Origin of the sequence: Ascidiimonas aurantiaca (genome assembly GCF_037646345.1) — a bacterium.
GTDB lineage: Bacteria > Bacteroidota > Bacteroidia > Flavobacteriales > Flavobacteriaceae > Ascidiimonas > Ascidiimonas aurantiaca.
Genome location: NZ_JBBEWR010000014.1, coordinates 40466 through 63370 on the forward strand (window position 1 = coordinate 40466; position 22905 = coordinate 63370).

Below are 22905 nucleotides of genomic sequence, written 5' to 3' on the forward strand. Positions count from 1 at the left end.
CATTTTTAATGTCTAATAAAAAAGGCCTTATACGAAAAGAACTATATGATTTAGTTTGGTCTAAACCATTAACAACATTAGCAAAAGAGTTAAATTTTGATGCCTATAATTTGCGTAAAATTTGTAAGCAACACAATATACCACTGCCACAATCAGGTCATTGGCAAAAGATAAAACACAAAAAAAATACGTCTAAAACTGCTTTCCCAGTAGATGTAGAAAAAGACAAAACAATAATCCTATTTCTTGATGAAAATGGTCATGTAGCATATAATTCACCAGGCAAAGTAAAAAGCAAACTAAAAACAGAAATTGAAACAAGTAAGGAATTGTTTTTAAAAGTTCCAGATAAACTCTCAAAGCCTCATAGATATATTATTGTAACCAAAGAATACCACAAAGCGGTCAAAATTAGAAACAAATCCAGAAACTGCAGTATGGAAATAGATGATACGAATGTATTAAGTATAAGCGTATCAGAAAATCTGTTTCCAAGAGCGTTGAGGTTTATGGATACATTGGTAAAAGTGATAGAAAAACGTGCTTATAGTTTTAATACTTTAAATCGCACAGAAATAGTTATACATGACCAAACATATAGGAATCAAACCCTTTTAAAGGCATGGTGATACCTAACCACCCTCTGCACTTTGTGTTTTTAATTATTTTGTGTAATCTCGTATATAGTTACTAAAAATAATAATCGTTTACTACCAACAAAAGTGATATGGAACCAGAGATTAACTACCACAATAAACAATTTAGAGTAGTTTTCAACTCCTCAGCAGGAGAAGTTGATGCAGGCTTAGTATTTACATACAGGCAAAACCGGCATATACTCACGTGCAGCTATGCAGGCGGTACTATTCTCCAGGGTTTTATTTTAGGCAAAATAGACCCGGCTAATGGTAATCTTGACTTTGTGTACCAGCAGATCAACTCGGCGGGGGTATTATCCAGTGGTACATGTCATTCGGTACCTAAAGTTTTACCATCCGGAAAACTCCAATTGTATGAAAGCTGGAAATGGACTTTTGGCCGTTCGGGTAAGGGAACCAGTATTTTAGAAGAGATCTAGTAGTCAGAGCCTGAAACAGGCCCGGACAACCCTTGAAGTGTTGGTATATATAGGCATGCTTAGTTTTCAGATTTTCAAATACTTAAAAGCGATATACTGTTTTCCTTGCTTTTTCTTTTACTGTGTGTATCTTTAGACAAATTTTGTCAGGTACAATTCTTACAGAGAGAGATCAATACGTTCAATACTAAGGCGGGCCTGCAAAAACACGAGCCTCTTTTTATACGAAGTAGTTTATAGCAAGCGGGATCCTTATTCCGTAAAAACTGGTTTGAATACAAATTCTCCTTTTTTTACAAAACACTTTACTTGGCAGTCTATTTTTTTCATAAGCTGAGGTTTTAAGGGAAGCTTACAGCATACAAAGCATCATTCCCGGTACGTTCTTAAGGAGAATGTCAAAATGACAATTTTTGTAGGATACTTTTACAAATACGATGTATTACATCTCTTAAAATACCGAAAAAATGACAGTTTTTTTAAATATTTTAACAGAGAAAATGACACTGCCTGTTTTGGTATTCAAATTGTTCAGAGATATTTAAGAGTTGTAAATGACTCTGTGATTTTAAAATTATGTTGAACTTAAATTTTTTAAATTATGAACAATTTAGTTTCTATTCCAAAAAATGGAAGTTTGGCAAAATCGACTCCAGACTTCCCCGAATGGTCCCGATGGATTGACAGTTTTTTCAGTTCAGACCTGCCCTCTGTATTTAATTCCGGTTTTAACACCGGCATTACTCTGCCCAAGGTAAATATCATGGAAACTGCAGATGCTTACCAGGTAGAGATGGCGGTTCCCGGAATGAAAAAATCTGATTTTCAAATTGATCTGGACAACCAGTTACTTTCTATCTCAACCGAGGTAAAGCAGGAAGAGGAAAATAAAAATAATGCCTATACCCGCAGGGAATTTAGTTATGCTTCCTTTAAGCGGACTTTCTCCCTTCCCGAATCGGTTGACGATTCTAAAATCAAGGCTTCGTATAATGATGGTATCCTGAGCATTCATCTTCCCAAAAAAGAAGAGGCCAGGCAAAAACCCGCAAGAACGATCAAAATTTCATGACAATAGTAATGGTAAGGGCTGTAAGACCAGCCCTTACTTTTTTATCAATACACCTGTGGTGTGGGGGTTGTGCCACGCATATAGTTCACAAAAAAATGAGTGCTACGGTTGAGGGTTTACTCGTATTATAAACAGTTGCCTGTGGCATACCCGGCATTTAGGTGTGTTAAGGTTATCGCATTTACATAACTCAGATCAAAAATCAGTTTCCTATCTGGTTAAATCTGCTCGTGTCTAAAGCATTGGGATTGGACGTGGAGATCTCAAAAATAGCATCGTTAAAATCGTTATCACCATCGGGTACCGAAATATCTTCAAAGGCAATAACAGTAGAGTTACAGGTGGCATCGTAGAAAATAATACTCTGTTGCTTTCCGCTCAGGTTATAGTCAATATCGGTATGTTGTGAATAGTACCCTTCGGTAATACTACTATTGCGCCAGCCGTTGGCAATTAAAAAGAAGCCTACAACAGTGCCCGGCTTAAAAGACCCCAGCAAACGCATGGTATTTCCCCGCACTAGTTCTCCGCCCGACTGTTCTGCAGAGGCATTGGGAAAAATGACAATTTTATCCAGCTTATCGGGGCTTGTAGGCTTATTTCCTTCCTGATAGGTATAATATCCCAGTACATTTTTATACCCGGCACCTTCATCAATAAAGGTTAAAAACAGATCGGTTTCTTCTTTTATCACAATATTCTTAATCGGATTTTCAAAGAGTTCGGGATGTGCTCTCATGGCATTTTGCCCGTCAGGTAGCACATTGGCATAAATATTAGGTAATAAGGTGCTACAAATTTCTTTATCTTCTTCGAGTCCGTCAGGTTTTCCGTTGTTGTTGTATGTGGTTATGGTTTTGTATTCATCTTTGGTACGTTTTCTCAATATTTTAAATCCGCCACCACCTTTGGCAATGAATACCCATTCGCCATCGGCTACAATATAATTGGCAGAAGCCCCTTCTTCGCCCATATCCCAATAAAATACAGGTTCTATATTCTTATCCTGAGAGGTAGGATGCGGTGAAATGGATATACCATCCGATCCGTTAGCGGCGTACACATAATCACTATCGGTACTAACACCGTTGGTGTTTCCTGCTACCAACATGCCACCTTTGGATTCATAAACGGTTTGTCCCGTGGTAACATCTACCAGTGCCACCCCGCCTTTTCCTTTGGCTATGTATAGCTGATTGGTATTAATGGGTGAAAACTCCATAGTAGATTTTCCCCTATAGGTCTCTACTACATTTTGATGCCAGATTTCACCAATGGCATAGGTAGAGGTCGTAAGCCCCTCTTTTACATCGGCTACTCTTATTTCTGCGACATCTCCTGTTACCAAGCTTACGATTTTTGAACTATTGGCAGTACCGTTTACAGACACATATTTGGCATTACTGTAACTTTCTGAAGCTACGGGCGACAAGGTATTCTTGTTTAACTGTACCGTTCCTCCATGTGTTTGACCGGAAGTGACGTAAAGATAATTGTCTGTTACGGCAATTCCGTTAGCAGATGCCGAAACACCGGCACCGTCAATAATGTTGGAAAGATTTACCCGTTCAAAATTTTCAGTAAACAAGCTGCCATCGGTACTTAATTCATATAACTGTGCCCCGTGTACAGCATCAGACATGGCAAGCCATACTTTAAGGAATGAAGAGTTATCTGTAAAACCGGAACTTACGGCGTTGATATCTGAATTTAAAAATGTTGCCTGACTTATTATGGACGGAAAATTGGGATTGGAAAGATCAATGATCTCAACGGCTCCCAAATGGGTATTTCCCTGCCGGTGGTAACTTACATAAGCCTTACTGTCAGACAGGGCAATATGCGTAGCACTTAAGGTTTGTCCGCTTACCTCCAAAGGAGCAACTTCTGCCACATGCTCCCAGTAATACAGTTCTTCCGTACCGCTTCTGCTGCCAGATGCCATAGGGAAGCTCTTATTGGTAAGACCGGGAACTACGGGGGTAATAGTAGCTGTTCGGTTTACATAGGTAATCCGTTTGGATAATCCCGAAGCATTATTATTTATCTGATACGGCAACTCTTCTACTTCGGCAATCTCTTTCATTACTACTTCATCCATAGCCTCGTCAGGCGCACTACAGGCCATGAAAAGACCTATCATTAATACACTGCTTCGTTTTAAGTATTGAAAAGCAACAATTTCTTCAAGAGCCTGTACGCAATTTGCTATTAGGCTCTTCCACATAGGTAATGCAGTAACTTGCGGCATACCTAGATACTTTAATTTGAGGTGAATATTTTTTAACATGCTTTTTGGTTTTTAGCATTAATAACTTTCCAAAACTATGGGTTAACAGGGTAGATTATACCTCTTTTTCGGTAAATGAAGGGGTATGTACCCTTGAATGGTAACTTTTTACAAACCGGCTCGTTTTGCCTGAATAGATGATTTATAGGGATTCCAGGGATCTTCAAAAGAGCGCTTAAAGAAAAACTCTTTGTAATAGGCCACGGTTCTTACCAAACGCAGATAGATGCCTGTATAAATGGTCATTAGAGATACGTAAGGCCATAAATACCGCTCTTCTTTTCTTCTCTCTGAAAAAATATAAGTGCTGTACATCTGAACGTATGACATTATAAAATACAGGGTAAAATTCATGGGGATCACAAATTGTAACTGACTGGTGTAATTTACAGCCATATCTATAATATAGATCCACCATAAAATATCAAGTACTACGTTGTAAAACACATTTTCTGCCAGTGAAAAAAAGTTCGACCAGCTAAAATGGGCATGAGGAAAGTAAATATCTTTGTGTTTTCTTAGTCTGAAGCGAATGATGGACTTGTCCCAGCGTAACCGCTGTTTGGTAAGTGCTTTGAAAGTTTCAGGTGCACTGGTTAAACAAACAGCTTTGGGCTGAAAGTAGATTTTGTATCCTGATTTTCTGATCTTCACGGTAATATCGCCATCCAGACCGGGGCCTATATCCCAACCGCCAATACTGTCAATAACATCTTTTCTAAAGGCGCCAAAGGCTCCAGATATGATTTTGTAGATGCCTAAATATGAAGTAACGATCCTCCCAACCGAAACGGTTTTTAAATATTCTATAGCCTGGAGTTTGGCACACAAACTGTCTTTGTAATTACGCACTTTTACGTTCCCTCCTACAGCTCCTATTTTGGGGTCCAGATAAAACGGGATCAGCACCTGTTCTATAGCATCACTGTCAAAAGAGCTGTCGGCATCCAGGTGTATAATGTATTTACCTTTGCTGTACCGCAGTGCCATGTTGGCGGCAGAGGCTTTGCCTCCGCGTATCTCGTTCCTGATAAACATATCGATAAGCCCCCGTTTTTCGAGATTTTTCCCGATAATGGGCGTATCATCATCCGAGCCGTCATCTACAATGATCAATTCAAAATTCTTAAAAGTCTGTTCTGCCAGGGAACGGGTGAGTTTATACAAATGTTTCCCTTCGTTCTTACCGGGAACAATTACAGACACAAATGGGTTCTCGGTAAATAATTTTCTTTTCGCCTCAGCAAATTTTTGCCTCCTCCTTTTTTGAGTAAGCCCGTAGATACCGGCTACGATATAATCTAACAAAATGTAACGGGTAAATTCAAAAATGACGAAATACCAAAACACTCGTATAAATTTGTCGATACCTACAGCAAACCAATAGTTTACGTATTCGGGTAATATGTTGTGAAGGCTTAATAGCATTAGTTTATAAATTGATGAATTTCGTTTTCTGCCTCAATTTTTTCATAGGTGATCTCTACCATTTGTGTGCTCTCTTTTAAGTTGTCACTCAATAATTTGGTGAGGTTGTACTGAATGTTTTCTAATCGCTGCAATTTATTTTCCCTGGTATGGGGTAACAACATATAATGACAGTTATAACTTTGGGTTGCCAACATATCTGCATCGGTTAAATACGATTTTATGATATTGTGTATTTCCTGGGCCAGGTTACTCTTTACGCTGCTGTTAAGTAGCTGTAACTGTTCGTTTTTGATATGCACTTTTACAAAATAACTGTGCCCGCCGGTGGCTTTTATGCGTTCTATTTCCTGCCTTAGCAATATTTTGAATACAGGGATGCTTAAGTTCCCAATACCTTCCTGGCCAATCTCCCGGGAGGATTGGTTTGTATTAAGTATAAAGTCTTCTCCTTTTTTGGTTATACTGTAATTTCCAATGGTTTTTTCCAGTAATTCATCCAGTTGATGCTCGGTCTCACAATCTATACAAAGAGCTTTCATATCACTGTTCTGAAACTCGTGGTTACAACTGTTACAACTGTAAATAGTTGACGGTTTGTCATAATCTATACCAATGTGTCGCAATTGTTTATCGCATTTAGGGCACTCAAGGCCCTCCTGTGTTTTGAAATCTTTTTCAGGAGCTACATGCGCACATACAAAATGATGTAACATATCATGCGCCTTAATATCTATGGAATCACATTTGGGGCAGCTCTCCCTAAAATTGATATAGTTACCGGAACAGCTTTTACAGATATGTATATAATCTTTAAGGGTAAACGACAACAGTTTTTGTGTACTTAATTCTTCAAATGACTGTAATAAGGAGAGGGCCTCATCTGGTTTGAATAATAAAGACATAAAGGGAAATTCGTAACCTATAAGGCTTTGTCTTGAAGCTACAGGGGTAATGGTCCTGTTCCTTGTATAGCAATAGGCTAAGAATTTGTAATGTAAAAACTCCTTATAGGATGTATTCACGGGCTCCTGTAGTTGATGTATTCTTTTATGAATGGCATCTATACGTTGGGTACAGGTCCCTATCATATCTAAGGTAACCATCCCATCTGTATGCATCAGGATATTTTTGGGCAAGGGATAGAGCGCATTTACAAATATGGGGAGCAAGCCTGTTTTCACATCATCCCGGGTTCGTATCTTACTAATAATTTCTATGGCATTCTCCCGGTTATCGGTATCAATAACAAATCCGTCAAGGTATTCCAGAGGTTCATTCTTAAGTTCATTACTATGAGCTATCCTTAATAATGAATAGTCATCAATAAATATCTTTTTGGTATTGTTATTATACTTTAGTACGTTAAGCATGAGTAAAGGTTTTTTTCTGTTTTACAATGACATATAAATATCCTGAGGGAACTTGTGTTTCTTGTCGCCTTTTACATCAAAGATCACGGTTTCTTCAGTACCGTTCTCCAAATAATCATCATGTGAGAGATGTTTGTAATTTTCATGATCTACGGCTAGAATAATGGCATCAAACTCCTGTGTGGTAGCGCCTACTACGTCCAGTCCGTATGTGTTTTTTACTTCTTCCGGATCGGCCATATAATCCTGAATAACTACTTCATACCCTCGTTTTTGGAGTTCGAGGCATAATTCAGCCGTCTTAGAATTTCGTATATCGTTTACGTTCTCTTTGAAGGTAATCCCCTTAACGAGTACAGACACTTTGTTTTTTCGGAAACGCTTGTTGTACAATCTTCTTTCCAACTGTAAGGCAATGTGTTCTGTCATCCCCTCATTTACTTCTCGTACCTGTTCTAGGAGTTTGGGTGTAAACCTGTTTTCTTTAGCCTTTTCTATGAGGTAATAGGGATCAACACCAATACAATGCCCTCCTACCAGTCCGGGAAAATAGTTGTGGAAATTCCATTTGGTACCCGCGGCTTCCAATACTTCTTTGGTATTAATACCTAAAACGCTAAAGATCTGAGACAATTCATTCATAAGACCAATATTTACATCTCTCTGGATGTTCTCTACTACTTTGGCTGATTCGGCTACTTTAATGGAGGCTGCTTTGTGAACGCCGGCTTCTACCACACTCTCATATACATTGGCAATAAGTTCTAAGCTTTCCTCTGTACTAGCGGAAACTATTTTTTTGATTTTTGTAAAGGTGTGTTGGGTATCTCCCGGATTAATTCTTTCAGGAGAATAGCCTACGGTAAAATCTTTATTACAGGTAAGCCCGGAAATGCTTTCTAAAATAGGGATACACACTTCTTCTGTGCATCCCGGAAAAACGGTCGATTCAAAAACAACACAATCTCTTTTCTTAAGGTTGCGGGCCACCAGGGCTGTAGCTGACTTTAAAGGTGCCAGATCAGGCTTTTTGTCTTTACTTATAGGAGTGGGTACGGCCACTATATAAAATTTAGCAGCTTTAAGCCTTTCTTCTTGGATGGTGAATGTAATATCTTTGTTTTGAAAATCACTACTCTTCAATTCTTTACAGGGATCTTCGTGATTTTTTATTTGCATTACTTTCTCCGTGTTAATGTCATACCCTATTACTCTGAACTTTGAGGCCATGTGCACGGCCAGAGGCAACCCTACATACCCAAGACCCACTACGGCAATATTTTCTTCTTTGGCTTTTAACTCTTTAAACAATTGATCTTTACGATATACCAGCTTTGGATATTGATTAGAGAAAAAATGTGTGTTTTCTTTTTTTGTGACAACGTTCATAACTCTAAAATTTGATTTTATAACCATTTATTAGTACTAAAATAGAGGGAGATCTCTGTATTTTCACCTACTTTTAGACGGACTGTCTGCCTTGTGAAGACGAGTTGTATTTTTTTGCAGATAAGCGGTTTTCTGTTTTGGTGATAAAAAAAGCCTCAGAAAAAACTTCCTGAGGCTTTTGAAAGCAGGGGTATTGGCAAGGTTAAAATTTACCTACTTTTACTTTAAGGTTCAGTTTGTAATACCGGCCCCATTGGGGGATCTCTTCTTTGTTTACAGGAATGATCTCTGCAAGAATGTTCCGCTCGGTGGGCTCGTATTTTTTTTGAAATTCAGTCGGGGCCTCGTAGGTAGCTATATAAAGTTTGTTTATAATGCCTTTTGACAGGGTTTTATCAGGAAACTCTACATATACCAGGCTTCCTTCTTTAACGGTAGCAATGTCTTTCAGATCGAAATACGCCTTAATAAATACTTTGTTTACATCGTGTATGGTCATGACATTTTCGGTTTTATAACAGGCTTCCTCACTGTTTTTAAGGATCTGCCCTATTACTCCATTGATGGGAGATATATAGGTGCTCGCATAATTTGAATTACCTGCAGATAATAATGCCGGTGCCTGGCCCAGGTACTTTTTTTGAAGAGACAGCAGGTATATCTCATTTTGCAGGAGTTTTATTTTTCCTTGTAACTCAAATTTTTGGTTTACTACTTCATCGAGTTTGGTTTTGGTATATACATCCAATAACACGAGCCTGGTGATTTGTGCTTCCTGTGCTTTCAAAAGTACCAACTGCTCTTTTTGATGCGCCAACTGGATCTCTTTTAAGCGGATCTCTTTTAAAAGATCCTGAAAATCGGCGGCATTTTTCTCAGTTCGGTCCAAGTCTTTTAAAACAAGTGATGCATCACTGTCAAAATGATCCTGAAAATACCTGAAAAGTGTATCTCCGGCATTGACCCTCTGCCCTTCATTTATAAACATTTCTTTTACCCTTATGTCGTTGGTAAAATTTACATCTACCTTTTCCATGAGCATTTGTCCGTTACCGTATATCCAGGCAGTTTTTTTGTAAACAAAACTCACCAACCATATACACAGGGCTATCAGGATCAAAAAATACAGAACTCTGTCAAAATTTAGTTTCTTCTTTTTTGTTTTAGGCTCCTTAAGCGTTCGTATCACCGCTTTTCCTTCTTTGTATGTAAATTTTTTCATGGGACGATTTTTTTAAGTTCTTCATGTATCAGGTCTTCTACCCGCATATTTTCATTTCCTTTTTGAACCAGGGTAAAAGGTATTTTTTTACCGGTAAGGTATTGCTGTATCTGTAAATGATCCTCCCGGACGGCTATGGTAAAATGGTTTCCGGCCTGTAAAAAGTCATATTGAAAATCCAATGAATATTGGTTGCTTTTAGTAAGCAGTACCAAGGGTTTATTTTTTTCTTCTGTAAAAACATAAGGAACCAGCATATCCTGCAGCCGTTGTGAAGGGTATTGTTCAAAAAGGTGAGCTATAGTGTTGTACAACTGCCTTTTAAGCTGGATCATATTTTCAAGGATCGCAAACTGCTCTTCGGCCAGTTCCAGGATAAGGAGTCCGGTATCGTACGAGCTTAACTCTGATTTTAATACTTTTAAAATTCGTATGCGCTCAGAAATGACTTTCCAGTTTTTATATTGATTTTGCAGGTCTTTTAGTTTCTCATTATAGGTGTTTATATAGGTAATGAGATTTGAATATGCCCCGGCGCTGCGGTCTTTTTCCCGGGCTGCCAGAAGTTGAAGCTTTGTTTTTATAATTTGTTTTCGTTTGTTAAGTCTCAGAGGTGCCCTGAAACGAAAGCCAACAGAGGCAAAAACCTGATTTCGTGTAAATGAATAATTGAAATTTTGGTTAACATATACCGACAGGCTAAAGTTGTTAACAGGTTTGTGTTCCAGTTCAATATTCTCCTGTAAATACGGGGTGTTGTATATACTATTGGCCATAGATATACTATCTGTACGAATGGTAAACAAGGGTAGTTTTTGTAAAAAAGAGGTGGTAGAAGAAATACTGTCCTGTAACAGTTCATTTTCTTTTTTTAGTACTTCTAACTGGTTTTGAAGAATATGGATCTGATTACTTACGGTAATAAGCCGCTCTCTTTTTATTAGTTTTTGAACATACAGGGTGTTTAGAAAATCAAAATAGTTATTTTCAAAAGTCAAGAAAGATTCAAATAGCTCAATAGCTTCTTTGTTGGCAATATACTGGTAGTCTGTTCTAAACTGTCTTCGCCATACCTGCTTTTTTAACTGTTGGTCCTGTAGTTTTAGGTGTCGGGCCTCGTTTAGCTTTTGTTGTGCTTTGGTTCGGTTATAGGTAAATCCGTTTTTTAGGATGTTCCATTCAACCTCTGCTCTAAGGTTTAACCGGTTAAATGTATTGAATTCTTGATCAAACGCATCTCTAAAATTGTAATTGGAATTTGCTTTAAATACCAAACCCCAGTCTTTTTGGTATTCAGTAGCTTCTAATTCTTTTAACCGTATCTCAAAATGATTTGCATGAGTAGGGCTTTCCTGATAAAACTCAAAAGGGAATTTCTGTGAAGAAGAGGTATCTTCAAAAACCAGGGTTTGCCCTGTAGTCTGGTACAGGCTATCAGCTTTTACAAGTAACCCGTCCAGTACCTGCGCCTGAGAAGAAGCGCAGAAAACTAACATCCATATAATAAAAACAGTAGGTTTCATAGTCCAAAAGTAGGTTGGAAAACAGGGGCCTGTGTGTAAGAATAGTTTAAGCGCAACCTGTTGTAGATGAATGGCAGTATTCTGAAGTTAAAGTATTTGAAGAGACAAAATATTTTTTTACAAACAAAAACCTGTGACTATAAATGTGTTTTACAAAATGCTTTGAAAAAGGTAATGATTTTGGGAGTATGCGCATGGAGTAGTTTTCAGAAAAACGTTAAAGTTTTTCCATTTATTTTTTGTTATTGACGTTCGGAAACATAGGATATACAAGTGTTTCTAGCAAAAATATAGCAAAGAAAGAAGTAAAATCTTTCGTGTTAAATACGATTTAATTTTCAAAAAGTATATGTGTTTATTCTATTTTTGATAACAATAAAAACCAGATAAGTTATATCTAGCTATGGTTTATAAAAAAGCATCATTGTTTAACGAACGTATATATTCCTGTTCTATTTTCTTACCATATTAAAGGGTATAGAAAATGATTAGGCACATATAAATAAATGATGTTTAATTTACAAATGTTAAAATGAAAACCAGTTTTAAGTACAGATCATTATCCAGAAAAGAGTTACGGGCTGTTTTAGGAGGAGATTTCGCTTCCTGTGTAGCCAGTTGTGGAGGTGGTAAAACCGTATTATGCCAGGGCACTAATTGCATAGCAGAAGACAATGTAGGATGTAGTTCCGATCAGCAAAATGAACCTTGTAACCCCACCGATGTTTTACCTATTGGATAATAATACACAAAAGCCGTTTTCTAAACCCTCTATATCTCCAAAGGGCCAAAAAACGGCTTTTTACAGCCTATTTTTGATATGAATCACGTTAGATATATTTTAATCTTAATGGGGAGCCTGTTTTTTTTAGGAGCCTGCAAAAACAACGCAACAAAAGAAATTAAAGAAGAAAAAGAGATGTGGGCCGTAGAGCTTGTAAAAAAGCCTACGCAGTCACCTACAGGAAGCATCCTACAACAGTCCAGTTATCGATATCGGGATAAAAACACCCTTCGGGGGGTTCCGCAACTGGATACCTTTGTATTCCAGTTTTTTTCACGGTACCGGAGCAAAAAAATTACTGAATTATACCAAAACGGGATCATCGATTCGGTAAAATTTCCAAGAGATAGTTTTAAACCCGGAAACTGGGCCCTTAGCGGGTACCGCAACGGCAAACAGGTAATACTGGTAGATACCAATAACAATTTTGATTTCTCTGATGAGACCCCCATAGAATTTGACAGAGAACTTAAAAAGGTAGTGTCTCACAATCCCAGTGCAAGGGATTCTTTTCCCTTTTTGGATATTACGTATTCTTTTTTTAATGGTAAAAAAGTAACCGACAGGGTGATGAAAATACGTCCTTTACCTGCAGAAGTATATTATACAGACAATAGGAAACACACATTAGAAGACTCTCTACAGTTAAAAGCGGAAACTCAGGAGTATCTTTTAGGAGAAATGACCATAGATGGTGTGGATCGTAAGGTCGCAGTCAGTGAATTTTCTCTTTTTGGCAGAAAAATATTACTTGCTGATGAAAACAACAGGTTTCCTTCACGAAAATCGCCCGACTATCGTTCTAATTTATATAAAGTTAAAGACACTTTTTTTCTAAACAACCGTTATTACCGTTTTGATAGTATAGACCCTTACTTTTCAAAGATCTATATCAGGGATCTGAAAATGAAAAGTAAGGAATACGGGTATAAAAAAGGTGAAAAAATGCGGAACTATTCTTTCGAGCTTATGGATGGTACGGAAACTTCGATAAAGGCCCTGGCAACCTCCAAAAAATGGGTGATACTGGATTTTTGGGGTACCTGGTGCGGCCCCTGTAAGGAACTTACGCCCGATCTGATAAAAATGCATTCGGAATATAAGGATCAGATACACCTGGTAAGCATTGCCTTTGATAAAACTCCGGAGCCGGTAATTGACTATATACAAAAACACAAAATGGACTGGCACCACCACTATATTGAAGGAAATGCCAAAAGCGGAAAAGATAGCAAAGGGCTGGTAAAGGCCCTGCAAGTTGAAAGCTACCCTACCTTTATTCTTATTGATAAAGACCGTAATATACGTTACAGGGGTTCTGGAAAAGGAGCGTTATTGGCTATTGAAGAGCTTATGGCAGGTTCGTAAATTCAGAGAACAAAACCATATCCATATACACGAAAACTGGGAGTTGAGAAACAATGTTTCCCAACTTTTTTGCGCTTTAGAACGATGAGGCTTCTCTATAAAAGTAGAAAAAAGAACAGTAAAAGAATTTTTCCTTATGTGAGTAATTAATCACCAGATTGACCCTGAAACCCTTAGTACAAGCAATACAGTTACATTAGAAACTTATAAGAAACTTATAAGAAACTTAGAAGAAAAGATTGAATAAGTTACTTCAAAACACTCTTTAGAAAAATAAAAAAATTGCCAATAAAGGCTCACTTTCTTGAAAACAAATCTTATAGCATAACTTGAAATTGAGAAGTGTGATTCATGAATTTTGTACAAATTAATAAGGCTTTCAGAACAAATGTATAAATTTGCTTTAGTCAAGCGCCATAATAATATTTGCCTTTATATGATAAGTCTTTAGTATTCAAAGCCTTCTAAAGGCTCACATTTAGATACTTTTTGGGTCAATCATTAAATAGGTTAAAAGGCTTGATCAACATTTTTTAGTCGTATTAGTCTTTTGACTACTTTCAAAATAAATTGGACCAATGGTAAGAGAATTTCTCAAATCTTCAATTAATACAATCAGGTCTGCATTTTCAGGTGAAACATTGCGGAATTCTCCGTATGTGGCTACAATACTTATTTCTCTAATAGTATTCATAATAGGGATCAATTTATTCGTAGAATTGACGTCAGATGTAAAGGCAGAACTCATGGGCGATTTTGATAAAAGTGTTACAGACAGCTTTGTAGCGTTGCGCTCTCCAGAATTGACACGCTACTTTACTTTTGTGACCGACGTGGGTGATGTCAATGGATATTTGGTAATGCTGTTTATTACCACAGCATTAATTTATTATACATTTAAAAAATGGAAATATGTATTTCAGGTAATACTCGTGTTATTCCTTGCTACCATTTCAAATGTTATTCTCAAGCGGGTTTTCAACAGGGCCAGGCCAGAGATAGAGCATTTGGTTTCGGTAAAGACATTAAGCTATCCAAGCGGACATGCCATGAGCTCCATGGCATTTTACGGTTTCTTGATCTACCTGGTTTATAAGCTAAAAATACCTTTAATAGCAAAGACATTAACAATTTTTGTATTGTCCCTTCTTATCATTAGTATTGGGACTAGCAGAATATATCTAGGTGTACACTTTCCCTCCGATATTTTAGGCGGATGGATTGCCGGTGCTATCTGGGTATTTTTTTGCATCCTTATATTCAATTTAATCGAGGCCTTTCGCCAGGATCCTTTAACCTGATCAAGACCTGTTCATTACGCATTCTATCTCAATTAAATAACGGGATCAAAATTATCGATAGCGTCAACCTTCGGTTTTTTTGAGACAATACAGTTAAAAAAACTTAGGTAGTTTCCCTCATGAAGCAAAATTATATGAAAATACGATTTCAAATTTTCACAACACTGATTCTCTGTTCATTATTCTCTTTCTGTTCCTCAGCACAGGAAGATGTTCCTGCTGCAGTGCAAAAGACATTCGAGAAAAAATATCCAGGAGAGAATGACCCAGACTGGCATAAGGACGATAACGGGAATTTTGAGGCCAGCTTTAAAATGGATGGCAAAAGCCTTAGAGCCGATTTTAGCCCGAATGGAAAGTGGTTGGAAACAGAAAGAAGCATAAAAAAGAAAGACTTGCCCCAATTGGTAAAAGACAAACTGAAAGATCATTTTGATGGAGAGAAAATCGCCGAGATCGAAGAAGTCGATCATCATAGCAAAGGAAGGTTCTATGATGTCGAATTTAAACGAAAAGGGAAAAACAAAGATGTAGAGTTCAAGGAAAATGGCACAATTATTAACTACCCCTAAATATATCAAGGTGGTAATATCCAGTCATATTTGAAACTTTCGACTATCTTTAAGAGCCTAACCTTTATGTATATAAAGGCTTTTGTAAAAAAAAGATCGATTGAGTGATATAACCGTTATTTATATAAACACTATGGCTTTACGAAAGCTGTTGGCTGGCAGAATGTTTTTACGAAATAAGAAATTAGGGCTCCTATATTTTGGATACAAAGCGATAAAATATGTATAGAGGCTGTTCCGGAAAAAAGGTGTCACAAAACGCTTTAAAACTAAAAAAAAACTTATAACAAATCAAAAACCATTATTATGAGAAGTATTCTATGGCTAGTCGCCGTTATCTGTATCGTTATCTGGCTCTTGGGACTTTTAGGTATAGTATCTGGAATTGGCTCCGGCAATTTAATCCACATACTTATCGTAATCGCCGTAATTGCTATTCTTTACAATATCATTTCTGGTCGTAAGCCCTTTAGATAAGTAAGAAATCATCCATATCAAGGGATTTCAGGAAATTGTACTGAAGAATACATTGCCAATATACTCAAATTAGATATATATCCATTCTGTATTTTGGCTAAGCGTACAGTTTTTTTAAGACTTCGTGGGTATTGTTCTGCAAATTCTCTGATTCCTAAATAAATTCGTCCATGGGTGCATCGTTCTTGAAAAAGTGACGAGTGGTTTAAAGATCCGTGAGAATGAAGTCATAGTCGCGTCCAGATATAACCTGTTTATGATACTGTACGACACGTATATCTATACCATATTTATTGGGGAATTGCAAATCGTTAATAGTTGATCTGCTAATGAAAAAAATCATTTTAATCTTGATTACTATCGTTGTGGCTTTCGTCATTTTGGTGTATCTATCCGTTTCAGAGACAGAAGACCATTTCCGAACTTGCGAAATACTGGATGTATCAGATATAGACCAGATAAGTTTCAGGGATTTTGATTCCGTTACCGTGGCCGCCAACACCCTTTACGAGGCAAGCCTTCTAAAAGAAATTATGCAAGGGGAACAATATAGGGATGCATGGGAGTCACCCGTTACGGTGCCTATAGCTTTTCTGGATACCTTAAAAGGTGGTCTGAAGGTCATTGAACAGGGCGGTGGCAAGCAGACTCATTCTCTGGAACTCGAAGATCGCCTCGGTATTCGTTATACACTGCGCAGTTTAAGCAAAGACCCATCGAAATTAGTTCCGGATATAGTAGCAACACTTGGACTGGAAAACATTGTTGTTGATGGAGTTTCAGCACAACATCCCTATGCTGCCCCGGTCGTTGCACAACTATCAGAGGCAGCAAATATTCTTCATACAAAACCAGAGTTGTTATTCGTGCCCATACAAAAAACCTTAGGAGATTTCAATGACAAATTTGGCAACCGTCTCTACTTTTTTGAATATGAGAGCGAGGGAAAGGTAAACTGGACCGGGCTTGATGGAATCATTAATATTTTAGACACAAAAGACCTTCAGAAGCTTAAGCTAAAAGAAGGTGATAAGGTATCTATTGACCAGAACACATTGATCCGGGCACGGCTATTCGATTTGGTCATTGGCGATTGGGATCGGCATGCAAAACAATGGGGCTGGGCAATTAAAAAGGTTAAGGATGAATATATTGCTATTCCTGTTCCTACAGACCGAGACAATGCCTTTTTCAACCTGGATGGTATTTTGCCTAATTTAATCGCTAATGATATTACATATCCCGAGATACAAACATTTGATTCTGAAATCGATTTTATGCAGGGTTACGTCCGTACTTTTGATGAATATTTCCTGAGAACTGCCACTTCCGAACGGTTCAGGACGGAAGCTATTCGATTACAAAATCAGTTGAACAATAGGGAAATAGAAAAAGCTTTTAAAGCCTGGCCCGCAACTATCGATAGTTTGAATGGTCCCGAAATAAGAAAAAAAATAAAGGCAAGAAGAGCGGCACTTATAGACTATGCCGATGAATTTTATAGGATATTGAAAGAACGCCCTATGCAGAATATTGAACTGAAAGGTTCAGAAGAGCTTGAACTTTCCGGTCATCTTTTGCAGTGCTTTGATTGCAAAGATCCGGCACCTTAAAACTAAGTTAGTACGATCAGGCATGCAAGTCATTGAACCAAAACACTTAAAACATGAAAATTCAACAAGTTGAGGAATTCGTTACGAAATACCTTACCGAAAAATTACACCCTGAACATGTGTTCCATAGCTTGGACAGGACCAAAGAAGTCGTATCCAGAACAGAGGAGCTTTTAGAAAATTCAGAGATTAAAAACGTTGATAAAAGCATTACCCTTTTGGCGGCTTGGTTCCTTCATGTCGGTTTCGCCAAAGATTATCATAGCCATGTCAAGCAGAGCTGTATGCTGGCCGAAGACTATCTCTCCGGGGAAGATGCGCCAAAAGCAGATTACAACAAAGTACATTCCCTTATAGTTTCGGCCTGGGACGAGGAAGAACCCATAAGTAATGAAGCCAAGATCTTACGGGATGCACGCACCGCTTTTTATGGCTCCAAAGATTTTAAGGAACTCATTGAACTAAAGCGGATGGAGCTTGCCCATTTTGAAGCAGATGTACCCACGTTGACCGAATGGATGGAATACTTTCTCAAAATACTGCGTGGCAGGCACCATTATTTTACAAAGTACGCCAATGAAAACTGGACAGAACAAAAGGAAAAGAACTCTATTGCACTTGTAGGGGCGATCAAGAAGGTCAAAAAGAAGAAAAAAAAAGAAAAACTAAAGGTAAAGCTAAAGAACCAAAGCCCGGAGCGCGCCATCCAATCACTTTACCGGATACAATTGCGGAATCATATAAAGTTGAGCGATATTGCAGACACAAAGGCGAACATCCTTTTGTCTGTAAACGCTATTATCATTTCGTTATTGTTGGCCAATCTGCTTCCTAGGTTGGGGAGACCGGAAAACTCCTATTTGATCTACCCTACGGTAATATTTGTCATTTTCAGTATAGCCTCGATGATAATGTCTGTTTTGGCTACGCGCCCCAAGATAGAGAACGCAAAGTTGATCAAAAAGGAATTGGCCGATGCCGAGGTAAACTATCTTTTCTTTGGAAACTTTTATTCTTTAGAGTTAAAGGATTTTAAAAAAAAGATCGGAAGTATTATTCAGAGCAAAGAATCGGTATATGAGTCCCTGACGATGGATTTATATTATTTGGGAAAGGTACTTAAAAAGAAATATCAACTGTTGCGTTGGACCTATACCGTATTCATAATAGGTATAGTTCTATCTGTTTTAGCCTTTGCTATTGCCCTGAAGTACTTTGGGATGGGCGAGCAAATCCTGGATGCTGTAACACCTAAGGCACAATGATATCTCAACAGCGTTTTGAAGAGACTTCATAAGTGACGTACTCTTATTCTATATCATATTGGCTTTTGAATACCGATAAGCTTTGAAAGAGCTTTAAACTAAATAAAATGAAATTAAGCAGATACACGAGTAGGGCTCTTCTTGGAGGAGGCATATCACTTTTAGTCATTGCTACGGGAACCTATCTTTTGGGGCACCTTAGCGGATATGAAGCGAAAATATTGATCAAGAATTCGGTGGACGGCCTGAACACCCTTTGCAATACCATTGCCTTAGCCTCAGCTACTATTTTGGCACTTCTATTGACATTGCTGGGCCTTAGCTCAAGTTCAACATCCAAGCTCAAATCAGATCATTATCGACACGTGCTTTTAATTGCGAAAGTCGATACCGCGGTATTCATAGCCTCGGTAATGGCGTTTCTGTTTCTTAATTTGCCAATTACCGAGTCCGATTCGGTCCCGGAAAACTGGTTCAGTACCATCTATTATATTTCGTTGGCGATTTCAAGTGTTTTAAGTTCAGCTCTTATAGTCGTAGTACTTATGCTTTACAATACGGTAGCCAATATCATCAAAATAGTTGGCCTCGGGGTAACCGATCACTTTTTAACCATTCAAGAGGAAGAGGATAAGGAGTAATAGCTATGATCTAAAATAGGAAAAAGCCAATTACATTCTTTTGGAGAGAGATATGCGTTATATAGCAAAAACTGAGGGAACTATGGAAAAGAGAAAGTAGATGCTTAATATAAATGAGGGCCGCGAAGAATTAAAGGATTCCCCAATGGAGAAAGGGAGAAAATATACATCAAATATATTACCCAAAATACATTAGTAATCCTGTTTGATAGAGAAGAGATACAATTACATCTCCTGTAATTAGTAAATTCCCTATGAAACGGTATATAAGTGTATTAGTGGTTATTCTTAATTATAGCCAGTGCAGGTGTTTGAGTTCATTATGGAAATGTATCCAAATTCAACACACGCTTACCATAGTTTGGGAAAAGTATATGAGAAAAACAGACAAACAGAAAATACAATTATGTAATACAAGAAATCTTTATAATTAGATCCCGGGAACACGATGGCAACAGAAAGTTTAAAACAGTTAACTGAGAATTAAATAAATATGTATGCCCTACATAAAATGTACTTGCCATAAAGTATGGAGAGGAGAATACTCCTCTCCTGCTAAGAACGTTCTAGATTATTTTCCCAAATATGTAATACCTCTTTTGAAAACTCAGGTATTATATCATTATTCGTATGTAAAGTATGGTACATTTCGAGTAATTTATCAGGATTTTCTGTTACAAATTGCAACTTTTCATGTCCTCTGTGTTGCTCAATCTTCTATGGCGGCTTTTCTAAAGCCGCCATAGTGTATTTGAACAAGGATAATATTACAAACAGTTCCTAAAATCAGGAGCTGCCACTGCACATCTGAAGAGAACACCAGGGCTTCCTACTCTACCGCAGCAAAATCGGGAAGGACAGAAAGTTAGAGAATGAGTACCGCATTCCAAACCTTCATCAATCTCATCTTCTCTTTTAATTTTTCGCAATTCTTCTTTACGCAAGGGCTCTGATCCTGAAATACTAATTATTCTTTTTACGTATGTTTTTTTTAAATTATTTAGACAATAGCTCCCTTTATTTTACACCTTACACATGGGAAATAAATAGGGATCACCCTTTAAAGGCAGTTAATAAACCCCGGTAGCGGCACTACGCAGGCTTGTCGTATATTTTGTCCGCGACCACAACAATAACCCGGGGGACAGGATTGGCCGGGTCCGCCACAGGGAATTTCTCCAACAGGAACTATACCGCCTTCGATTTTTCTTAATTCTTCTTTTCCTAAAGGCTTTGCGCCTAAAACATTTAAAACTTTTTTCATATCTATTTAGTTTATTAATTAATTCAATTTTCGTGATTGTATAAGTGGTTGTAGCCTATTCTAAAAACAAGTGCTAAAGTTGGGAAAGGTGACACACAGGTATGAGGAAACTTTTGCTAACAGCCATAACAATAACCCGGAGAACCATTTTATCCCGAAGGTTTGCATTCTGTTCCAGGAGCTACCAAACTTTTACATGCCCTAATTTTCCCAAGTCCTTTCTTTGGTAAAACGTTTATCACTTTTTTTGGTCTTTATTCTTTTTACTGTACCGGTTTGAAAACATTTTATATCAAAAACTTCATAAGTAGATGATCGTAAAATACCGATTACATGTTATGTTCGGGGCATTTTCAATGGCAATTAATAGATCTGCGATCTGTTAGCACTCGGGTATTAAAAGAACCTCACCCCTACCACAACCGTAGCCGGTTGAGCAGCTAGCACATTGTCAAAGCAGGGCACTTCATCTGCTGTGATGCCCCCGCGACTAATCACTCTTAGATCTGATCTCCTTAAGTTTCATGAAACGTTTGTTTTTACAACTTTTTTGAATGTACGGTTCTGAGATCAGATTTTTCATAAATATAAGAAATATATTACATATAAAGTAATATTTCGTTTTATGAGTAAAAAACAACCTTTTAGTAAAACAATGACAAAACGCAGTTTTTATCGTATTTTATTTTTGTAAGATTGAACAGCAAAAAAAATATGTTTTTTACCATTATAACTTAAAATCTTATAAAATGACTTACTTTAAAATCAGTTTTCTTGTGTTTATCATCTTTTCATCACTAACGTTGTATTCACAAACCAATACCTTCCCCCCCAGCGGAGATGTAGGCATTGGCACCACAAACCCGCTGGCGGCACTGCATGTTGTGGGAAATGGTGTGCGGTCTGACAGGTTTTCTGTTTCCAATGTTAATGATCGTATTGACGACAGTCCCTGGTATGGTATGGGTAGAAACAGTTTTACCGGGCTCTCTAACACAGGTACTTCTACCTCTGTTCAAGTCGCAGGATTTTATGGATTGTTGCTAAGAACAAGAGATGGTTTATTTAGTATGCATGAAAATGGAAATATAGGTATCGGCCTCACAAATCCCGAAGCGACACTACATGTGGCAGGGAATGGAATTAGAACTGACAGGCTCTCTATTGATAATTTCAATGATATTGTTGATAATAGCCCCTGGTATGGTATCGGTAGAAATACCATCACCAGCCTCTCTACTACAGGTACTTTTACTTCGGTTCAACTTGCTGGTTATTATGGGCTCCTTCTAAGAACAAAAAATGGCTCACTGGGTATACATGAAAATGGAAATGTTGGTATAGGCACTTCCTCCCCGGATATGAAACTTACCGTAAAAGGAAATATCCATGCAGAGGAGGTAAAAGTAGATCTCACAGTACCGGGGCCCGATTATGTTTTTAAGGAAGACTACCCCTTAAGATCGTTACCGGAAGTACAAAACTATATTCAACAGCACGGGCACCTACCCAATATACCTTCTGCCAGGGAAATGGAAACAAACGGTATTTATCTCAGTGAGATGAATATGAAACTCCTGGAGAAAATAGAAGAACTTACCCTTTACAGTATCCAGCTTCTGGAAAAGGTAAACCAGCTCACAGAAGAAAATAAACAACAACAGCAACAAATTGATATGCTGTTACGACCTGAAAACTAGTTTTATAGAACGATTTGTATATACGAACCGTTTTTTTGACCATTCGTCATGTCCAAAATTTTACTATACACTCAAATCAAAGCAGATAAACATCTTGTATTTGATCTTTCACGAAGTATTGATCTGCATAAAATATCTACCCGTCATACAAATGAAACAGCTATTGCCGGAAAAACACAAGGGCTCATTTTAATGGATGAAACAGTTACCTGGAGAGCAAGACACTTTGGGATCTATCAGTACATGACAGTAAAAATAACTGTTTACAACCGCCCGGACTATTTTACAGATGAAATGGTGTCGGGCCCATTCAAACATTTTAAGCACGAGCACCGTTTTATATCACAAAAAGAAGGTACTTTAATGGTAGATGTTTTTGAATACACCTCCCCTTTCGGGCTTCTGGGCAAACTATTTGATGTCATTATTTTAAAAAGGTATATGGAAAAACTACTTCAAAAGAGAAACCTCATAATCAAAGACTTTGCAGAAACCCATAAATGGAAAAACGTCTTAAAAAGTTAATGAGTTTTTATGGGATGAAT

The 22905-nt window shown here is 37.7% G+C and carries 20 protein-coding genes; 13 read left to right on the forward strand and 7 right to left on the reverse strand.

Annotated features, from left to right (window positions below; all coding sequences use genetic code 11):
- Window positions 1-8: 8 nt before the first annotated feature.
- From WAO84_RS13975 to WAO84_RS13985, 3 genes are all read left to right on the forward strand, one after another.
- Window positions 9-629, forward strand: coding sequence for a hypothetical protein (locus tag WAO84_RS13975; RefSeq protein ID WP_340066553.1), 621 nt, complete (start codon window positions 9-11; stop codon window positions 627-629).
- 98 nt (window positions 630-727) lie between these two features.
- A complete protein-coding gene (locus WAO84_RS13980; RefSeq protein ID WP_340066554.1) occupies window positions 728-1078 on the forward strand; it encodes an avidin-fold protein in 351 nt (116 codons plus the stop codon).
- Between the two features lie 601 nt (window positions 1079-1679).
- Complete coding sequence (locus tag WAO84_RS13985; RefSeq protein WP_340066555.1) at window positions 1680-2150, forward strand: Hsp20/alpha crystallin family protein; 471 nt, start codon at window positions 1680-1682, stop codon at window positions 2148-2150.
- Between the two features lie 202 nt (window positions 2151-2352).
- Here WAO84_RS13985 and WAO84_RS13990 read toward each other — a convergent pair whose 3' ends face one another.
- The 6 genes from WAO84_RS13990 to WAO84_RS14015 all read right to left on the reverse strand — a co-directional run bounded on the left by WAO84_RS13990 (window position 2353) and on the right by WAO84_RS14015 (window position 11375).
- On the reverse strand, window positions 2353-4401 hold the full coding sequence (locus tag WAO84_RS13990) for a DUF4114 domain-containing protein (protein WP_340066557.1): 2049 nt from the start codon (window positions 4399-4401) through the stop codon (window positions 2353-2355).
- A 147-nt stretch (window positions 4402-4548) separates the two neighbouring features.
- Complete coding sequence (locus WAO84_RS13995) at window positions 4549-5868, reverse strand: glycosyltransferase family 2 protein (protein ID WP_340066559.1); 1320 nt, start codon at window positions 5866-5868, stop codon at window positions 4549-4551.
- Window positions 5868-7241: a TackOD1 domain-containing metal-binding protein gene (locus WAO84_RS14000; protein WP_340066561.1), complete on the reverse strand. Its 1374-nt coding sequence runs from the start codon at window positions 7239-7241 to the stop codon at window positions 5868-5870. Before WAO84_RS14000 ends, WAO84_RS13995 begins: the two co-directional genes overlap by 1 nt.
- A gap of 21 nt (window positions 7242-7262) precedes the next feature.
- Complete coding sequence (locus WAO84_RS14005) at window positions 7263-8630, reverse strand: nucleotide sugar dehydrogenase (protein WP_340066563.1); 1368 nt, start codon at window positions 8628-8630, stop codon at window positions 7263-7265.
- Window positions 8631-8832: 202 nt separating this feature from the next.
- The gene (locus WAO84_RS14010; protein ID WP_340066565.1) at window positions 8833-9852 is read right to left on the reverse strand and encodes an HlyD family secretion protein; all 1020 of its coding nucleotides are present in this window, start codon (window positions 9850-9852) and stop codon (window positions 8833-8835) included.
- On the reverse strand, window positions 9849-11375 hold the full coding sequence (locus tag WAO84_RS14015; protein ID WP_340066567.1) for a hypothetical protein: 1527 nt from the start codon (window positions 11373-11375) through the stop codon (window positions 9849-9851). Before WAO84_RS14015 ends, WAO84_RS14010 begins: the two co-directional genes overlap by 4 nt.
- Before the next feature lie 532 nt (window positions 11376-11907).
- On the opposite strand from WAO84_RS14015, the gene WAO84_RS14020 reads away from it, so the two are divergent.
- From WAO84_RS14020 to WAO84_RS14055, 8 genes are all read left to right on the forward strand, one after another.
- Window positions 11908-12117: a hypothetical protein gene (locus WAO84_RS14020; RefSeq protein WP_340066569.1), complete on the forward strand. Its 210-nt coding sequence runs from the start codon at window positions 11908-11910 to the stop codon at window positions 12115-12117.
- Window positions 12118-12195: 78 nt separating this feature from the next.
- Complete coding sequence (locus WAO84_RS14025) at window positions 12196-13527, forward strand: TlpA family protein disulfide reductase (RefSeq protein WP_340066570.1); 1332 nt, start codon at window positions 12196-12198, stop codon at window positions 13525-13527.
- Between the two features lie 578 nt (window positions 13528-14105).
- Window positions 14106-14828 carry a phosphatase PAP2 family protein gene (locus tag WAO84_RS14030; RefSeq protein WP_340066571.1) on the forward strand — a complete coding sequence of 241 codons (723 nt, stop codon included), beginning with the start codon at window positions 14106-14108 and terminating at the stop codon, window positions 14826-14828.
- A gap of 224 nt (window positions 14829-15052) precedes the next feature.
- The gene (locus tag WAO84_RS14035; RefSeq protein ID WP_340066572.1) at window positions 15053-15400 is read left to right on the forward strand and encodes a PepSY-like domain-containing protein; all 348 of its coding nucleotides are present in this window, start codon (window positions 15053-15055) and stop codon (window positions 15398-15400) included.
- 306 nt (window positions 15401-15706) lie between these two features.
- Window positions 15707-15877, forward strand: coding sequence for a lmo0937 family membrane protein (locus WAO84_RS14040; RefSeq protein WP_340066574.1), 171 nt, complete (start codon window positions 15707-15709; stop codon window positions 15875-15877).
- Between the two features lie 350 nt (window positions 15878-16227).
- Window positions 16228-17490 (forward strand): hypothetical protein, encoded by a 1263-nt coding sequence (locus tag WAO84_RS14045; protein WP_340066575.1) that lies wholly within the window; start codon window positions 16228-16230, stop codon window positions 17488-17490.
- A 53-nt stretch (window positions 17491-17543) separates the two neighbouring features.
- Window positions 17544-18755: a Pycsar system effector family protein gene (locus WAO84_RS14050; RefSeq protein ID WP_340066576.1), complete on the forward strand. Its 1212-nt coding sequence runs from the start codon at window positions 17544-17546 to the stop codon at window positions 18753-18755.
- Window positions 18756-18862: 107 nt separating this feature from the next.
- A complete protein-coding gene (locus WAO84_RS14055; RefSeq protein ID WP_340066577.1) occupies window positions 18863-19396 on the forward strand; it encodes a hypothetical protein in 534 nt (177 codons plus the stop codon).
- Window positions 19397-20456: 1060 nt separating this feature from the next.
- Here the strand turns inward: WAO84_RS14055 and WAO84_RS14060 are convergent.
- Window positions 20457-20660 carry a hypothetical protein gene (locus WAO84_RS14060; RefSeq protein WP_340066578.1) on the reverse strand — a complete coding sequence of 68 codons (204 nt, stop codon included), beginning with the start codon at window positions 20658-20660 and terminating at the stop codon, window positions 20457-20459.
- 749 nt (window positions 20661-21409) lie between these two features.
- Between WAO84_RS14060 and WAO84_RS14065 the strand changes: the two genes are divergently transcribed.
- On the forward strand, window positions 21410-22360 hold the full coding sequence (locus WAO84_RS14065; protein WP_340066579.1) for a hypothetical protein: 951 nt from the start codon (window positions 21410-21412) through the stop codon (window positions 22358-22360).
- Window positions 22361-22408: 48 nt separating this feature from the next.
- Window positions 22409-22885, forward strand: a complete 477-nt coding sequence (locus WAO84_RS14070) for an SRPBCC family protein (RefSeq protein ID WP_340066580.1) — start codon at window positions 22409-22411, stop codon at window positions 22883-22885.
- Window positions 22886-22905: the final 20 nt, after the last annotated feature.

Coding starts and splice junctions, on each gene's coding strand:
- WAO84_RS14060 (WP_340066578.1), bottom strand. CDS start 20,660: ATGAAAAAAGTTTTAAATGTTTTAGGCGCAAAGCCTTTAGGAAAAGAA.
- WAO84_RS13990 (WP_340066557.1), bottom strand. CDS start 4,401: ATGCCGCAAGTTACTGCATTACCTATGTGGAAGAGCCTAATAGCAAAT.
- WAO84_RS14070 (WP_340066580.1), top strand. CDS start 22,409: ATGTCCAAAATTTTACTATACACTCAAATCAAAGCAGATAAACATCTT.
- WAO84_RS14000 (WP_340066561.1), bottom strand. CDS start 7,241: ATGCTTAACGTACTAAAGTATAATAACAATACCAAAAAGATATTTATT.
- WAO84_RS13985 (WP_340066555.1), top strand. CDS start 1,680: ATGAACAATTTAGTTTCTATTCCAAAAAATGGAAGTTTGGCAAAATCG.
- WAO84_RS14005 (WP_340066563.1), bottom strand. CDS start 8,630: ATGAACGTTGTCACAAAAAAAGAAAACACACATTTTTTCTCTAATCAA.
- WAO84_RS13995 (WP_340066559.1), bottom strand. CDS start 5,868: ATGCTATTAAGCCTTCACAACATATTACCCGAATACGTAAACTATTGG.
- WAO84_RS14020 (WP_340066569.1), top strand. CDS start 11,908: ATGAAAACCAGTTTTAAGTACAGATCATTATCCAGAAAAGAGTTACGG.
- WAO84_RS13980 (WP_340066554.1), top strand. CDS start 728: ATGGAACCAGAGATTAACTACCACAATAAACAATTTAGAGTAGTTTTC.
- WAO84_RS14055 (WP_340066577.1), top strand. CDS start 18,863: ATGAAATTAAGCAGATACACGAGTAGGGCTCTTCTTGGAGGAGGCATA.
- WAO84_RS14065 (WP_340066579.1), top strand. CDS start 21,410: ATGACTTACTTTAAAATCAGTTTTCTTGTGTTTATCATCTTTTCATCA.
- WAO84_RS14050 (WP_340066576.1), top strand. CDS start 17,544: ATGAAAATTCAACAAGTTGAGGAATTCGTTACGAAATACCTTACCGAA.
- WAO84_RS14015 (WP_340066567.1), bottom strand. CDS start 11,375: ATGAAACCTACTGTTTTTATTATATGGATGTTAGTTTTCTGCGCTTCT.
- WAO84_RS14040 (WP_340066574.1), top strand. CDS start 15,707: ATGAGAAGTATTCTATGGCTAGTCGCCGTTATCTGTATCGTTATCTGG.
- WAO84_RS14025 (WP_340066570.1), top strand. CDS start 12,196: ATGAATCACGTTAGATATATTTTAATCTTAATGGGGAGCCTGTTTTTT.
- WAO84_RS13975 (WP_340066553.1), top strand. CDS start 9: ATGTCTAATAAAAAAGGCCTTATACGAAAAGAACTATATGATTTAGTT.
- WAO84_RS14030 (WP_340066571.1), top strand. CDS start 14,106: ATGGTAAGAGAATTTCTCAAATCTTCAATTAATACAATCAGGTCTGCA.
- WAO84_RS14010 (WP_340066565.1), bottom strand. CDS start 9,852: ATGAAAAAATTTACATACAAAGAAGGAAAAGCGGTGATACGAACGCTT.